The sequence below is a fragment of the Cloacibacterium sp. TD35 genome, from assembly GCF_028864635.1.
Classification (GTDB): Bacteria; Bacteroidota; Bacteroidia; order Flavobacteriales; family Weeksellaceae; genus Cloacibacterium.
Map to the genome: position 1 here is coordinate 896,743 of NZ_CP104850.1, position 15,103 is coordinate 911,845.

Here is a 15,103-nt window from a genome sequence, read left to right on the forward strand (position 1 = left end):
TTTAAAAACCTTTTCGGAACGCTGAAGGTTGGTTCCGAAAAGGAAACAATGTTAATTTAATATGTATGAAGTTATGATATTTTTTTAAATAACCCTTCTGTGTGAAATAGTAATATGTGAATGTTGGTCGTTTTCATATTCTTTGTAAGAAGTTTTGAAACCTTCTAAAACTACTTCTATATCTTCTTCTCTGGCTCTTACATTAGCAAAATCAGAGATTAAGTCGATAATATCATCAGAGACATAAGAAGTTTTTTTAGCATTAATAATCACTCTAGAGTTGGGTTTAATATTTTTAAGCGTTTTTTTGATGGCTGCTTTGTTTAAGAAAGAAACTTCTTCTGCCAAATCAATGGTTATTTCATCAGCGCTTTCTAATTCTTCTCTACTTAAATAATAGGCCCGTTTCATATTTCCGAGCAACAAGAAAAGAATACTGATGGCTAAACCAATTCCTACCCCTTTTAATAAATCTAATGCCACCACCGCAATAATAGTAGCGATGAAAGGGATAAATTGATATTTTCCTTTGCTCCAGAAATGGCTAAGTTTTGCAGGACTTGCTAATTTATAACCTACCATTAATAAAACTGCTGCTAAAGTCGCCAAAGGAATTTTGTTCAATAAAAATGGAATAGATAAAACAGATACTAACAATAAAATACCATGAACAATAGCCGAAATTTTACTTGTTGCACCAGCATTAGCATTTGCAGAAGTTCTTACTACCACCGAAGTCATAGGTAAACCTCCAATAAAAGAAGAAACTAAGTTGCCAATACCTTGTGCTTTCAATTCTAAGTTAGTATCTGTTATTCTTTTGTGTACGTCCATTCTATCTGCAGCTTCTATACATAATAATGTTTCTATGGAAGCTACTACTGCGATAGTTGCACCAATAATCCAAACTTGCGGATTCAGAAATCCTGAGAAATCAGGAAAAGTGATTAAGTTTTTAAAATCTTCTACCGATTGCGGAACCGGAAGTGTAACCAAATGTTCTCTAGAAATTTCTAGCGCGCTTCCTCTGAAAACTTCATTGAACAAAATCCCAACAATTACCGCTACTAAAGCTCCTGGTAAAAGTTTTATTTTTTTGAGAAAGTTTACTTTTTTCCATGTAATAAGAATAGCCAATGAAATAATCGTTACCAAAAAGGCTCCAGGTGTAATGGCATTAAAAAGGTTGGTGAAATATTCTCCCAAGTTAAAACCATCAAAAATTTGTTGATTGCCTTCAAAATCTTTGTCGTATCCTAAAGCGTGTGGAATTTGTTTTAAAATGATAATAACACCAATTCCGGCTAACATTCCTTCGATAACGTTATTGGGGAAATAGTTAGAAATACTTCCTGCTCTTAGAAAACCAAGTGCTAATTGTATAAAACCTGCAATTAAACCTGCAGTTAAAAATAATTCGAAGCTTCCTAAATCGGTTATTGCTCCTAATACGATGGCTGCTAAACCTGCAGCTGGTCCAGAAACAGAAATGTGTGAATTACTGATGAATCCTATCACGATACCACCCACAATTCCTGCTAAAATTCCAGAAAGTGGTGGTGCACCAGATGCTAATGCAATACCTAAACAGAGTGGTAATGCTACGAGAAATACTACAATTCCCGAAGGAATATTTTCTTTTATTCCGCCGAATAAAGTGTTTGTTTTTTTCATTGTATGAATATCGATATGTATTTACAATCAATTACTTAGATGTAAGTAATCAATTCTAATGTTTGAAAATTTAATTTGTTAAAAAGCGTCAAGGAACAGCCCATTTTTTTTGAAAAAAGGGCATAATTTTCCTATGAAATTTTAGAAATTAAACTTCCGGAGGCGGAGAAAAAATCGATTTAAAAGGACTTAGATGAATAGAATCGTCCTTAAGGATGTATTTGCTGATTTTTTTATCAGAAAAGAAAACGCCAATAAAATCTTTAGAATTATAAGGTTTTGGCGGAAACTTTTCATTGTAATTGGCGAGATTATTTTTAACCTCTTCTTCTGAAATATTATTATTGAGCGTAGGAATTTCCCAATCAAAAATCACAGCGATACTTGGTAAAGCTGTAAAATTGATGAAAACTGCCAGAACAAAAATGCTCAAATACTTCATATCGTAAACTTTCTTAGAAGTTTTTATTATTTTTTCTGCTCATCACCCAATCAGAATTGGTTAGGTCATAAACTTTTTGAATATTTTTCAATATTTCTTCGAAATCTATATTTAAGTCAATTAATTTCCCTGTTTTGAGGTCGAAAACCCAACCGTGAACTATAGGATATTGGTCTAAAATATATCTTTCTTGTACGCAAGCCATTTTAATAACGTTGATGCATTGCTCTTGAACATTCAGTTCAATCAATCTATCATAGCGTAATTGCTCGTCTTTTATCGCGTCTAATTCTTCTTGGTGCAATCTGTAAACATCTCTGATGGTTCTTAGCCAAGGATTCATTAATCCAAAATCTTGAGGCGTCATCGCTGCTTTTACACCACCGCAACCATAATGGCCACAAACAATAATGTGTTTTACCTTTAAATGTTGTACTGCATATTGAATGACAGCAGTAGAACTCATATCAAGGGTATTCACTAAATTGGCAATATTTCTATGCACAAAAACTTCGCCGGGTTTCATGCCCATTAATTCTTCTGCGGTTGCACGACTGTCGCTGCAACCTATGTAAAGATATTCTGGACTTTGACCTTCTGCTAATTTTTTAAAAAAATCAGCATCTTGACCGAGTTTTTCTTCAACCCATTTTCTATTATTTTCGAAAATAGTTTCGTAGCTTTTACCCATAATTTTTCATTTACAAATGTAGAATAAAAAATTTCTAAATACATCTAAATTCCGATAGATAGCATCAATTTTTATTCCAAAATAAGGACTTTAAGACTTTTTAACAGTCTAATTCTCGTGCAAATTTATACTTTATGATTGATATAATCTTCAGTAGCATTAAGTTTTGATATAATTTGAGCAGGATTTCCTACTACTACAGAATTGTCGGGAACATCTGTGTTGAGATAAACATTTGGAGCGATTAAGACATTATTCCCAACTTTTATTTTTCCAACGATGACAGCATTTGTGCCAATCCAAACTTCGTTTCCAATTTCTGGAACGCCTACATGTTTTCCACGATTGGCTTGTGCGATAGTTACGCCATGCATAATATTACAGTTCTTGCCAATTTTCACTTTTGGATTAATTACCACAGTTCCCCAATGTCCTAGATAAAAACCTTCCCCAATTTGAGTTTCTGGATAAATTTGAAAACCGTATTTAATCTGATGGTGGCGCAAAACGAATCTCCAAAAAATCCCTAAAACCGATTTCTTGTAGTGTTGTTGGCATTTTCTCAAAAGATAAACGTAATGCAAATTAGGATTGATGCATTTTGCCCAAATTTCACCTGTTGAAAGCCATTTTCCGCTTTCTCTGTAAAAATCTTTTTGGATGATTGAGTAATTCATTTTTTAGTTTCGAGTTTCGGGATACGAGTTCCGTGGTAAATTTCGTAACTCGAAACTCGTATCTCGTATCAAATATAATCAATAATTTCCATAATTTTATTTACAGAATTTTCTAGGTTGAAAGGCATTTTATACTCTTTCAAGTTTTCTTGATATTGTTCAAAAAAATCAGGTTCAGTCAATGCTTTTTTCATGCCCTCGTAAATTCCTTCTTCAGAATTTTCTACGATGAGGCCAAGATTTCCATTTTCTAACATTTCTTGAACTCCCGAAACATCAGTTGCAATTATATTTTTTTTCAAGGTGATGGCTTCAAATAAAACGGTAGGGAAACCTTCGTATCTAGAACTCAATATGTAAAAATCTGCTGCTTTAATAGAAGGGTAAGGATTATCTGTAAAGCCCAACATTTCTGCAGTTTCGTTAACACCTAATTCCGTTTTTAAATTCTTAATGTTTTCAAAATCATATCCATCACCAATGATTTGAATCCGATGTTTAAACCCTTCATCAAGCAATTTTTTATGGACTTTCAACAATCTATCAAACCCTTTTTGTGGAAAAACGGTTCCAACAGAAACAAAGGTTGGTTGCTGTTTGTCAGTTGTCGTTTGTTGGTCTTGATTCTTGATTCTTGGATCTTGGCTCTTTAATAAGATTTCTTCAGTATCCAAAGGATTATAAATCCTCACAATTTTTGATTTTTCGACTTCGTTTTGGACTAAACTTTCAAAATCTTTTTGGATGTGTTCAGAAATCACCATGATTTTATCAAAGCCAAAAAACTTGCGAATTTCTTGGTCTGTGTAATTGTGAAATTTAGTTTTTCTTAAGTCATTGTGAATCCAAACAATTTTTTTAGAAGATTTGATAGGAGAATCCAGAATGTCATCTCTCATTCCGTGAATTGCAGCAAATTCTACATCATATTTCTTATTTTTAAGAACCGTGGAGTAGAGAATTTTCGGAAATTTCTTCAATAATTTTTGATACAAAACACGATACGCTTTCTTCGGAATATCCTGAATTCTGTTGGTGGTAATCATTTCACCTTTGTTCAGATAAAGTACACTAATCCAATCAGGAACTTCTGCAAGATATTTCCCAGAGTATAAATTCAGCAGTAAATCGATTTCATACTTATCTTTTGGAAGATTTTTAAGAAAAGTCACGAGAACTTTTTCTGCGCCACCGTGACGTAGAGAACCAATTCTGATGAGGATTTTTTTCTTTTCCAAATTATTTTAATTTTTTATAAATTATTGAAAAAGGGAGTGTTAGAATTCCTAAAACTTTAATCACAGGATTTTTAATCTCATTAAAAAGGGTAGGAATTTTTCTTCCACTTTTTAAAGCATAGGTTTGGTAGCCAATTAAGTTTCTGAGCAATGCTTTTGGATAAAAAAACAATTGATTTCCGTATGAATTGAGAAATGAAAGATGACCTTCTGTCAATCCAAAAAAATTTTTTCCGCTCCATCTTGTATTAGAAACAGAAGCTTCATCGTCATCATCTTTTAGGTAAAATCGCACTATTTTATTCGCAAATCTGGTCTTAATTCCTCTAGCGTCATACTCATTGAAAATCACACTTTGTGGAATGTAACCTTTGCCTTCATAATGACTAAAATCTTTATCAGAAACTTCTCTTTGATAGGTTTTGGTAATAAAAATCCCGAATTTATCTCCTCTAACTTTGTATTTGTAGCGCATCTCGAAAATGCTTCCATCAAAACCTTCGTTTGGATATTTATCACCAACAATTTTACCGTTTTCATCCGCCGAAAGTCCCATCACAGAAATATAATCGTCTTGATTTTCTATTTTTTCAACTTCTGAAATTAAATTTTCCAAAGCGTCTTCTGGATAAGCGTCATCAGAATCCACCACCATAAAATAAGGTGTTTTCACCATTTTTACGCCTTCTAAAACAGTTAGAAATTTATGGCGGTTTTTATCTTTTTTATAAATAATTTCAAAAAAAGGATTCATCAGTTGGAAATTTTCTACCACTGTGGAAGTATTATCCGTGGAACCATCATCTAAAACAATCCAAAGAAAATCTTTGAAACTCTGATTGAGAAGAGATTCAAAAACCTTTGGAAGCGTTTTTGCCCGATTGTAAGTAGGCGTGATAATGGTAATTTTTTTCATTGGAGATACGAGATACGAGATACGAGATACGAGGTTTTACTCGAAACTCGAAACTCGCATCAATTTATTTTATTAATTTTTTATATTGTTGTTCAAAAACTTCGGTGACTTGTTGATAGATTTTCTTTTCATCAAATTTTTTATCGGCAGACTGAGTTCCTTCTATAATTTTTTTGACCAATTCTGGTTCGGTAAGAAACCTTTTCATGGCTTCGAAAATTTCATTTTCATCAAAGTTAACTAAAATTCCGTCTTTTCCATCATCTATCATTTCTGGAATCCCGCCCACGTTGGTAGAAATAATCGGTTTGTGCAATCCCATTACTTCGCCAATCGTTAAAGGATAACTTTCAGATTTTGAAGGAAGTACAAAATAATCAGCCGCTTTTACATATGGCCAAGGATTTTTTTGAGAATCTAGAAGCAGAAAGGTTTTTTCTACACCTAATTCTTTTGCTTGATTTTTCAAATTTTCCATCTCGTTTCCGCCACCAATTACAGCGATGGAATGTATCAAATTTTCGTCTAAAAGTCTGCGATGGACTTTCATCAGTTCTGCATAACCTTTTCTATGGTGTAGTCTTCCAATAGAAATAAAAGTTGGTCTTATCTCGAAATCTGCTTGAAATTCTTCTGCTTTTTTTCTTACTTCTGGAAGTTTTATTACATTGTAAATCACAGAACTTTTCGGATAAGAAACGCCGTACAAATCTTCTATCACTTGTCTGGTTTGCGCAGCTCCAAAAATCATCCAGTCGAATTTTTTCATCAGATTGATGCGTTTCATGACTCTGTTTTGGTCTGTGTCATAACTTACATCTGTATGAAACCAGCCGATTTTTCTAGTTTTTTTGTTGGGAGAATTCAGCACCATTTCAAATTCTGAATAACCTGGCGAAACTTCTATGTCAAAGTCATCCTTTACTTTTAAAGCATATAAAACGGAAGGAAATTTGTCATAAATTTCTAGTTTCAGCCTTCTTAATCCGAGTTGAATTTTTTGGATAAAAGGATTTTTCGACATTTGTTCACGGCCTTTTTCTACCACGATGAGTTTAATGTCTTTCGGAATTTCTGTAACCAATTCGCCTTGATACAAATTGAGCATCAAGGTAAAATCAAATTTATCCTTGGGTAAATTTCTCAATAAATCGAGGATCACTCTAGGAACTCCGCCCATTTCTAATGAGCGAAGCCTAAAAAGAACTTTTATTTTTTTTTGATTCTCCATTATTCTACTTCGCAGCCTAAATTTTTGTACTGATTTTTAAATTTTAGCACCCAATTTCTAAATGCTGTTTTATCTATTTTTTCATCTAAAAATTTCTCAAAATATTCTAAAGAGAAGTCTTTAGGAAAATTTTGCATTTCATCAAAACTACCATTGAGCCAAGCCTGATTAATGAGATTATTAAAGTAATTCACATCAAAATCATCACCGTATTTATGGTAAGAATTGGTTGCCGAGGATTGGAAAGTGGTTTTCAGTGCTTCTTTTTCTAATTTTGCAATAAAATTAGGATTGTCTTGATGTTTTCGGTAGTAATTAGAAGCATTTCTGAGTTGTTGTTTTTCGTCTACTTTTCCTCTGGCGTTTTTCCAAATGTGTAGCCAATATTCTTTTTGCCAAAATCCCATCAAAATAGAATTGAGCGCCCAATATTTTTGTTTTGTGGTATTATCTACGATTCCTAATTTGTAAAGCATGGTGAAAAACTTGAATTTATTATAAAAGAATAAATCGTTAAAAAATTCTGGAAAAAGAAGTAAGTTTTTCGGTTCCACTCGAAGAATTTCTTCTGTTATTTCTGAAATTTCTATAAATTCATCATCCTTTTTGTTGCCTAGCCAACCTAACTTTAGCAGTGAAATTTGATTTTTTTCACAAGCTTCTTGTAAGTCATTTACGTTTATTTTGTGGGTAAACCAAACATCATCTTCTATCATGATAAAGTATTCCGAAGCGTTTTTTGCAGCTCTGTACCATAAATTGGTAGGAATAGTGAAGCCGTCAATTTCCTTTCCAGATTGTAAGTTTTCTGCAATTGCTGCAACTTTATTTTGATAATTTTCAGATTTTATGATTTCTATTTTTGGGTGCTTTTCTTTGATTTTAGAAAGATAGGTTTCTGGTGTTCCATCATCAAGCACTTTTACGCAAAAATCCCCTTCTACAAAGCTTTCTATGCTTTGCAAACAGCGATCTAAGTAAAACGGGCGGTTAAAAGATTTGATGAAGATATTTACCATGAAATTTTTCTCATTAATTTTTTGAAAAATGTATTTTGTTTGGAGAAGATAAAATGTTGAATATTTTTAATCTCGGAAGCATTTTTCCCATATATTTTTTTTATTCCTCTTCTTACTAAAGCCTTTTGAATAACTATATTCCAAGTTTGGTTTTTGAGTTCTACTTTTGCTTGGTCATGTGATAATCCTTTTTTATGAATTCTGTAGTAATAAAGAGGCTTTTCAATGAAATAGAAATTGCCAACTTCATAAAGTTTTAAAATGTAATCGATGTCTTCAGCAACTTTATAATCTGGATTTATTCCTTCAGTTTTGAGGTAAGATTCTTTCTTAAAAGTGAAGAAATGTGCAACTTCAAATTGTATGTTAAAAAATAATGGGTTATTATTTTTTATTTTTTTTGTGTTTTTGAAAACCTTCTGCACATTTAGATTTTCATCACAAAAATAAAGTTGAGAATATGCAGCAACACATTTATTTTCATGTGCTTTTACTGAAATTTCTATAGCATTTTCAGTAAGTGCATCATCTGGATCTACGAAACCACAAATTTCACCAGATGCTTCTTCTACACATCTTTTTTTGGTGAAGCCAACTCCTTTGTTTTCTGAATTTTGAAAAAATTTCACTCTAGAATCACCATCACAATAGTTTTGTATTTTTTCAAAAGAATCATCAGTAGAGCAATCGTCTACCACTATGATTTCAAAATCTTGATAGGTTTGTTTTTTCAAACTATCATAGCATTGTTTGAAATAATGAGCATTGTTGTAATGAGCTATGAGAATTGAGAACATAGGCTATCTTAAGTTAATTTTTCTATACACTTTCTTACTGTTTCTACATGTTTTCTCATGGAGAAGTTTTCAGAAATAAACTTACGCCCTTCTTTTCCCATTTCTTTTATTTTTTCAGGATTGTCTAGTAAATAAATCATTTTTTCTGCCATACTTTCCCAGTCGTTTTCTTCAACTAAAAATCCAGTTTTTTCATTAATAACAGTATCAATAATTCCTCCATGTTTCGTGGATACAATTGGTAGACCAGAAGCCGAGGCTTCAATAATTGCAACGGGTGTTCCCTCCGCATCGCCTTCTTCGGTGGTTATTGAATGTTGAACAAAAATGGTACTTCTAGCAAATAAATCTGTTTGTTGAGTTTGTGATATCCACCCTAAAAATTCGACAGAATTTTTAATATTAAGTATTTCAATTAAATTTACCATTTCATTATATAATACTCCGTCACCTGCAAAAAAAAGTTTAGCATCTGGGTGTTTTTGAAGTACAACATTGAACGCTTTTATTGTTGATAAGGGAGATTTCATTTTGACAAATCTTCCAACGGCCACAAAAACTTTAGAAGAATAATTAGGCATAATCTCGAAAAATTCATCTCTTGCTCCAAGAGGAGAATATACAATTTGTTCATCTTTATAACCTAATTTTTTAAGTTTAGGAATCATATTTTTTGCAACAGGAACCACAATGCTGTTGTAATTCGCTAATTTAGCATAACTTTCTGAGTATTGATTGTATTCTTTAGTGTTATTTATGTCATGACCTAAAACATTACAAACAATAGGAATGTTAAGTTCTTCGCAAGCTTTTTTGATTGAAGAGCCAGTGTAAAAAAACTCTGCTAAAACACAATCTATATTTTCCTTTTTCAAAATTTTTTTAAATCTGTTTTTTATTAATTTATCAATCTTTTTTTGATTTTTAAAAGAAATTAATGTGAAAAAATAACGAATAATTTTTTGATGAAATTTAGATGTACCTTTATAAAAATAAGGTAAAAACCCTCCAAATAAAGTTATTTTTTCAAAGGGTAGCAATTCTTCATAATTCTTACTGAATGTGCCCATTGGTTTAAATCTGTGAGAAGTTGCTATTGCTATTTTAATTTTTTTAGTCATTATATGGTTTAATTTTTTAAGAAAAAACTTATAAATCTTAGAATGGCATTAATATTCTATAATTGAAATAGTGTTACCATAAGGTTTACATTTGTTTTTCACATTGGTTTTATTACCAATTCTTGTTTATTAATCACGATAGAATTAGCAGGAATATCTTTGTGAATTACACAGCCCGCTCCAAGAATTACATTGTCGCCTATTGTTACTCCTTTTAAAATGATGCAATTAGCACCAGTCCAAACGTTGTTTCCGAGTTTTACAGGAGCGGTATTAAATTCTGTTTTAGATACAGAGAAAGGTTCGGTAGTATATTGATGATTATGGTCGAAAATTTTCATTCCCTCCCCCAAAATACAATTTTCGCCAATTTCTATTTTTTCATAGCACGCAATGGTAGCTCTTGTAATATAGGTGTTTTTGCCGATGATGAACTTACCATTTTTCTTGAGAGCAATATTATTGGATTCATTGATGGTTACTCCTTCTTCTATGGTAATTTCTGCGTTTTCAGAAATGTAGATATAATTGTTAGTGCCTAATTTAAAAGAAGAATGAACGCTACTTTTTTTGTTTTTAAAGAATTTTTTTCTCTGGTCTTCAGAAATTAATTTTTTTTGGAGATTATAGAGTTTAATCAGTAAAGATTTCATTTTTCATCGGTTTTCTATTACAAATTTATCAAAATAATTCTATTTTTGCTTATTAACAAATGTTTTAAACTAAGTCCCATCCATGAATCTTCCTTTAGTTACCATTTCTATACCCATTTATCAATGCGAAAATTATATTATTAATTGCTTGAAATCGGTAGTGAGCCAAACGTATCAGAATTTAGAAATACTTTTGGTGGATGATTTAGGAAATGATGACAGTATGCTTTTAGTAGAAGATTTTGTTCAGAAAAATCTTCATTTAAATTTCAAAATTTTAAAAAATAAGAAAAATTCTGGGCTTTCAGTCGTGAGAAATGTAGGAATTGATAACGCTCAAGGAAAATATATTTTCTTTCTAGATTCTGATGACGAAATTACGCCAGATTGCATCTCGAAAATGGTGGAAATTGCAGAACGTGAACAAGTACAAATGGTTTGCGGAAATGTAAAAACCATAAAATTAGACACAGGAGAAGAAACCGATGCTTTCAAACTAGCAATTACTGAGAAAAAAATAGAAGGAAATAAACAGATTTTTGACTTTTTTATTCAAGGTAAATTTCCTGTTCCGTCTTGGAATAAGCTAATCCTTATGGATTTTTTGAAGCAAAATCAATTGTATTTTACACCCGGACTTTTTGCGCAAGATTCACTCCAAAGTTTTGAAACAGCCTTGGTTTTAGAATCGGTTTGTTTTCTGCAAGATTACACGTATATCTACTATCTTCATCAAGATTCTGTGATTCATAATCGAAAGAAAAAACATTTTGATAACTGGATTACGATTTCACAAATTTTTGAAAAGCATTATCAAAAAGAGAAAAATCCTGAGCGTAAAAAACAAATTTTAGCGTATATCATCGATTATAAAGATTTGACGCTTCTCATGAATTGGAAGGCGCAGAAAAATGAGAAACTCTGGAAGTACAGTTATGATGCCTACAAAAAAATCGCTTCTCTAGCTTTTGCAGATTATTGGAGTTCTGACTTTTCTAAGGATACTAAAAAGAAGAACTTTTTACAAAATCTACCGACAGATTTAGGGTATAAAATTTTCAGAAAAAGATTTGGGAATTAGTAATACCTTTCTAAAATTCTCAGCAGATAATTTTCCTTGTTGGTCAGCTGATGTTTGATGAAATATTGCTCTACTTCTGGAATAGAGATTTTATACGTTTGTCCGCTTTTGTGTAGTTCTGTTTTGGCATTTTTAGAGAAGAATTTTTCTAAAATTTCTAAAATTTCTGAAGTTGAGAAATTTTCCAAATAAGCTACATTAATGATTTGGTTTAATCTTCCTTGGTCAATTAATTCTAACGTAATATTTTTAATGTCATCTGCGTCAATAAGGTTTCTGGTGGCCAAAGTATGTACATTGATGATTTTTTCTTCTTTCACAGAATTTACTAAATAATTCATCAAAAGGTTTGGGTTTCCACCTTTGCCAACTGCGTTACTCACGCGGAGAATTAAATATTTATGTGCCAAATCTTCTACCAATCGCTCCATTTTTAGTTTATGATTTACGTAGAGACTTCCATTTTTAGAGGAATCATAAATACTACAGGTAGAAAAGTAAATGAAAATTTTTTCAGGATTTTCTGTTAGGTGTCTTCTAAGAAGGTTTTCTTCTCGCAGAAATGCAGATTTTTCGGTTTCTAGAGAGTTAGAAACGCCACTTGCAAAGAAAACTACATTTTCTCTGTCATCGTTTTTAAATAAATTCGCAATGAGTCCGTTTCCTACAATCATTTGATTTTTAGTTTTTTAAGAATTTGATTTTTTACATATTTCACTAAATAAGAAAGCGGAATTTGATTTAAAATTTGGTCAATTTCCATTTTTTGATGATTGTACACTACGTTTTTTACATTGGCTTTTCCATCTGGAATTTCAGAGAAAAGTTTCATCAAACCATACGTATTGACTAGATTTTTATAGGTGTTTTTTTCTTCGCTCCATGCTCCATGCCAAGAACCAGAAAAATGATGTGCAATGTAATTCTTCGGTAAATCAAGCGAAAAATAAGTGGAAGGATAAAGTTTTACTCCGAATTTCAATTCCTGAAAAACGTCTTTTTCAGCATCAGCTCCATATTTTTTGACCAATAAATCAGAGAAAATTTGGGTATTCGGAATTTCCTCGAATGTATTTTTATCTAAATAATATTGTAGAATGTCTTTTGCCAATTTATGATTTTTTTCTACTCCCCAAAATGCAGAATAAGGAATTCCCTTCATTTCAAAGCCACAAATAGCTTGATTTTCTAAAAATTCATTGAGCGGAAGTTTCAGTTCCATGTCCGTATCTAAATAAAAACCACCATGTTCGAAGAGGATTTTAGCTCTTGCAAAATCTGAAACGTAAGCCCATTTTTTATTTTCGTAGGCTTTTTGGGAGAATTCGCATTGATTTACATCAAAGTTATCTTCTGTCCATTCTATGATTTCAAAATCAGGTTGGATTTTTTGCCAACTTTCTATACAATGCTTTACAAGAGGAGACTTTTCACCTCTTCCAAACCAGAAATAATGTATTTTTTTAGGAATCATTTTGTGTTTTTTGAAAATAAATTTTTATAAGTCAATGCTCTCTTTTCAATTAAGTGCCATGAAATATATCCTAAAACAAAGGTAATTAATAAACTGAAAACAATATGCTCTAGTAAACTGAGATTAAAAAAATAAAGTAACGTTTGCTGAATAGGAAAACCATAAATGTAAATTCCGTAAGATGTGTCACCAATTTTAGAACCAATTTTATTGATATATGGAGTAGAATAATTCCCAAAAAACAAAATTAATGGTGGTAAAAATAAATATTTTAAAATGTAAAATTGATTTAAAAATAAACTGATTGTCAGGATGATAATACATGTAAAGATGAGAAAATTTTTAAATTTAATTTTACTAAAATCTACATAAGAAAAAATAGAACCTGCTAAGAAAAAACAAGCCAAATCATAAAAATGAGTAGAACTTAGTAATAAACTAGAAAATAAAGTATGTAGAAAATTTTGCTTAAAATTAGCAAGCAATAAAAAACAAATGAATAAAAAGCTAATTATGAATAATCTATTTTTTTTACTGAAAATAATTAATAATGAGATAATGATGTACATGGTAAATTCATATGGTAAAGACCATAAACTACCATTGATTCCTTGAGTATGATTTCCTGCGAAAACACCTTTTATGGAATCTTGAAAAGGATATAAAAGAAAATTTTTAGGAAGATAAGTCAAGTATTCTGTGTTTTTTAACAAAGGAATGTGGTAATCATAAGTTAAAGGGATAATTATTAAAACTACAAATGTTAACATTGCTAATAAGCCGGGAAAAAGTCTTAAAATTCTTTTCCAATAGTAATCTATAAGATTTTTGCTTCTTTCTAAGCTCTGGAAAATAAGATAGCCACTAATGATAAAAAAACATTTTACTGATAGTGGTCCAACTCCTATTTGCTCATTAGACCAATCATATAGAAATTCTTTAGTTCCTAACATGTGAAATGAATGAGAATAAACTACTAAGCAAGAAAAGAGTAGTCTTAAAAAATCAAAATTATTTTCGCGGTAAATTTTGCTCATTATTTGAATTTAAGCATTCAATTTTAATCTCATATTTTTAAAAACATCAAAAAGATGAATTTTTCTATTTCTGAGCAATGAATAATCTATTTTCCTGAATTTTAAATCACTTTGTAAAAATTGAAGTGCAGCATTAGAAAGTTTTGAAATTTCTTTCAATTGAGATAATCTTTCTTCCTTGGAGACATCGTTTTTATACATTCTATCTAGAATATTAATTCGGAAATGCTTTTCAACTTCAGCGATTATTTTTTTCTTATCGGTTTCAGAAATTTGATAATTTTTAAGAGCGAAATCAAAGAATTTTGTTTTGAACTCAAAACGTGTAAGTTCTCTATCGAAAGGTCTTTTTTGGTTAGAAATAGAACCTGGATTATAGATGTAATGATAATTTGCCTTATCAATGAATTTCATTTTTTTGATGTAAACGAAATATTCAAAATTCCATTTTTCATCATCTGCTAATTTTATGGCAGGATCGAATTGCAGATTATTTTCTTTGATGATTTTAGCAGAATAAATTTTATTCCAAGGATAACCACCAGGAACGTAATGTGCGTTTTCGTGAAATAATTTCCCGAAATCTTCTTTTAAGACAAAAGATTTATTCTGAAATCCAAAAAAATGTGTTTCAGACTTCTCGTTATTATCACGATTACAATCTTGTATAATGAGCGTTTCGTAATCTTCTATGTGATCTACAAAATCTTTGAGATAATCTTTTTCTACCCAGTCATCAGAATCTACAAAAACATAAAAATCCCCAGTTGCGAGTTCCATTCCTTTATTTCTAGCTCTACAAACGCCGCCGTTTTCCAGATGAAGAACTGTAATTCTAGGGTCTTTTTCTTTAAACTCATCACAAATTTTTCCGCAATTGTCTGGTGACCCATCATTTACTAAAATCAGTTCAAAATCAGTAAAACTTTGGCCAAGAAGAGAAGAAATACATTTTTCTAAGTATTTTTCTACATTGTAAATGGGAACAATTACAGAAATTTTAGGATTCATAGGTAAATTTTAGCAAAAACAAATGTAAAGATTTAAAAAAT

16 protein-coding genes are annotated in these 15,103 nt (G+C 31.1%); 1 reads left to right on the forward strand and 15 read right to left on the reverse strand.

What is annotated here, in order from left to right:
• Nucleotides 1–84: 84 nt before the first annotated feature.
• The 11 genes from N7277_RS04030 to N7277_RS04080 form a co-directional block, all read right to left on the reverse strand.
• Nucleotides 85–1,674 carry a SulP family inorganic anion transporter gene (locus N7277_RS04030; RefSeq protein WP_274780462.1) on the reverse strand — a complete coding sequence of 530 codons (1,590 nt, stop codon included), beginning with the start codon at nt 1,672–1,674 and terminating at the stop codon, nt 85–87.
• 148 nt (nt 1,675–1,822) lie between these two features.
• Entirely contained in the window at nt 1,823–2,116 is a 294-nt protein-coding gene (locus N7277_RS04035; RefSeq protein ID WP_069800120.1) for a hypothetical protein, read from the reverse strand.
• 13 nt (nt 2,117–2,129) lie between these two features.
• A complete protein-coding gene (locus N7277_RS04040) occupies nt 2,130–2,807 on the reverse strand; it encodes a carbonic anhydrase (RefSeq protein WP_104793183.1) in 678 nt (225 codons plus the stop codon).
• A 125-nt stretch (nt 2,808–2,932) separates the two neighbouring features.
• On the reverse strand, nt 2,933–3,484 hold the full coding sequence (locus N7277_RS04045) for a serine O-acetyltransferase (RefSeq protein WP_274780463.1): 552 nt from the start codon (nt 3,482–3,484) through the stop codon (nt 2,933–2,935).
• 68 nt (nt 3,485–3,552) lie between these two features.
• On the reverse strand, nt 3,553–4,722 hold the full coding sequence (locus N7277_RS04050) for a glycosyltransferase (protein WP_274780464.1): 1,170 nt from the start codon (nt 4,720–4,722) through the stop codon (nt 3,553–3,555).
• 1 nt (nt 4,723) lies between these two features.
• Complete coding sequence (locus N7277_RS04055) at nt 4,724–5,638, reverse strand: glycosyltransferase family 2 protein (protein ID WP_274780465.1); 915 nt, start codon at nt 5,636–5,638, stop codon at nt 4,724–4,726.
• A 64-nt stretch (nt 5,639–5,702) separates the two neighbouring features.
• Nucleotides 5,703–6,869: a glycosyltransferase gene (locus N7277_RS04060; RefSeq protein ID WP_274780466.1), complete on the reverse strand. Its 1,167-nt coding sequence runs from the start codon at nt 6,867–6,869 to the stop codon at nt 5,703–5,705.
• On the reverse strand, nt 6,869–7,834 hold the full coding sequence (locus tag N7277_RS04065) for a glycosyltransferase family 2 protein (protein ID WP_274780467.1): 966 nt from the start codon (nt 7,832–7,834) through the stop codon (nt 6,869–6,871). The genes N7277_RS04060 and N7277_RS04065 overlap by 1 nt, the downstream gene beginning before the upstream one ends.
• Before the next feature lie 47 nt (nt 7,835–7,881).
• Nucleotides 7,882–8,685 carry a glycosyltransferase family 2 protein gene (locus tag N7277_RS04070; protein WP_274780468.1) on the reverse strand — a complete coding sequence of 268 codons (804 nt, stop codon included), beginning with the start codon at nt 8,683–8,685 and terminating at the stop codon, nt 7,882–7,884.
• A gap of 8 nt (nt 8,686–8,693) precedes the next feature.
• Entirely contained in the window at nt 8,694–9,806 is a 1,113-nt protein-coding gene (locus tag N7277_RS04075; RefSeq protein ID WP_274780469.1) for a glycosyltransferase family 4 protein, read from the reverse strand.
• A 98-nt stretch (nt 9,807–9,904) separates the two neighbouring features.
• On the reverse strand, nt 9,905–10,459 hold the full coding sequence (locus tag N7277_RS04080) for an acyltransferase (RefSeq protein ID WP_274780470.1): 555 nt from the start codon (nt 10,457–10,459) through the stop codon (nt 9,905–9,907).
• Between the two features lie 82 nt (nt 10,460–10,541).
• Here N7277_RS04080 and N7277_RS04085 point away from each other — a divergent pair, with 82 nt between their 5' ends.
• Nucleotides 10,542–11,540 carry a glycosyltransferase gene (locus N7277_RS04085; protein ID WP_274780471.1) on the forward strand — a complete coding sequence of 333 codons (999 nt, stop codon included), beginning with the start codon at nt 10,542–10,544 and terminating at the stop codon, nt 11,538–11,540.
• Here the strand turns inward: N7277_RS04085 and N7277_RS04090 are convergent.
• The 4 genes from N7277_RS04090 to N7277_RS04105 are packed head-to-tail and all read right to left on the reverse strand — an operon-like array spanning nt 11,537 to nt 15,062.
• Nucleotides 11,537–12,214 (reverse strand): NAD-dependent epimerase/dehydratase family protein, encoded by a 678-nt coding sequence (locus N7277_RS04090; RefSeq protein WP_274780472.1) that lies wholly within the window; start codon nt 12,212–12,214, stop codon nt 11,537–11,539. The genes N7277_RS04085 and N7277_RS04090 overlap by 4 nt on opposite strands.
• Nucleotides 12,211–13,014 (reverse strand): glycosyltransferase family 32 protein, encoded by an 804-nt coding sequence (locus N7277_RS04095; protein ID WP_274780473.1) that lies wholly within the window; start codon nt 13,012–13,014, stop codon nt 12,211–12,213. The genes N7277_RS04090 and N7277_RS04095 overlap by 4 nt, the downstream gene beginning before the upstream one ends.
• Nucleotides 13,011–14,051 (reverse strand): acyltransferase family protein, encoded by a 1,041-nt coding sequence (locus N7277_RS04100; protein ID WP_274780474.1) that lies wholly within the window; start codon nt 14,049–14,051, stop codon nt 13,011–13,013. Before N7277_RS04100 ends, N7277_RS04095 begins: the two co-directional genes overlap by 4 nt.
• 9 nt (nt 14,052–14,060) lie before the next feature.
• On the reverse strand, nt 14,061–15,062 hold the full coding sequence (locus tag N7277_RS04105) for a glycosyltransferase family 2 protein (RefSeq protein WP_274780475.1): 1,002 nt from the start codon (nt 15,060–15,062) through the stop codon (nt 14,061–14,063).
• Nucleotides 15,063–15,103: the final 41 nt, after the last annotated feature.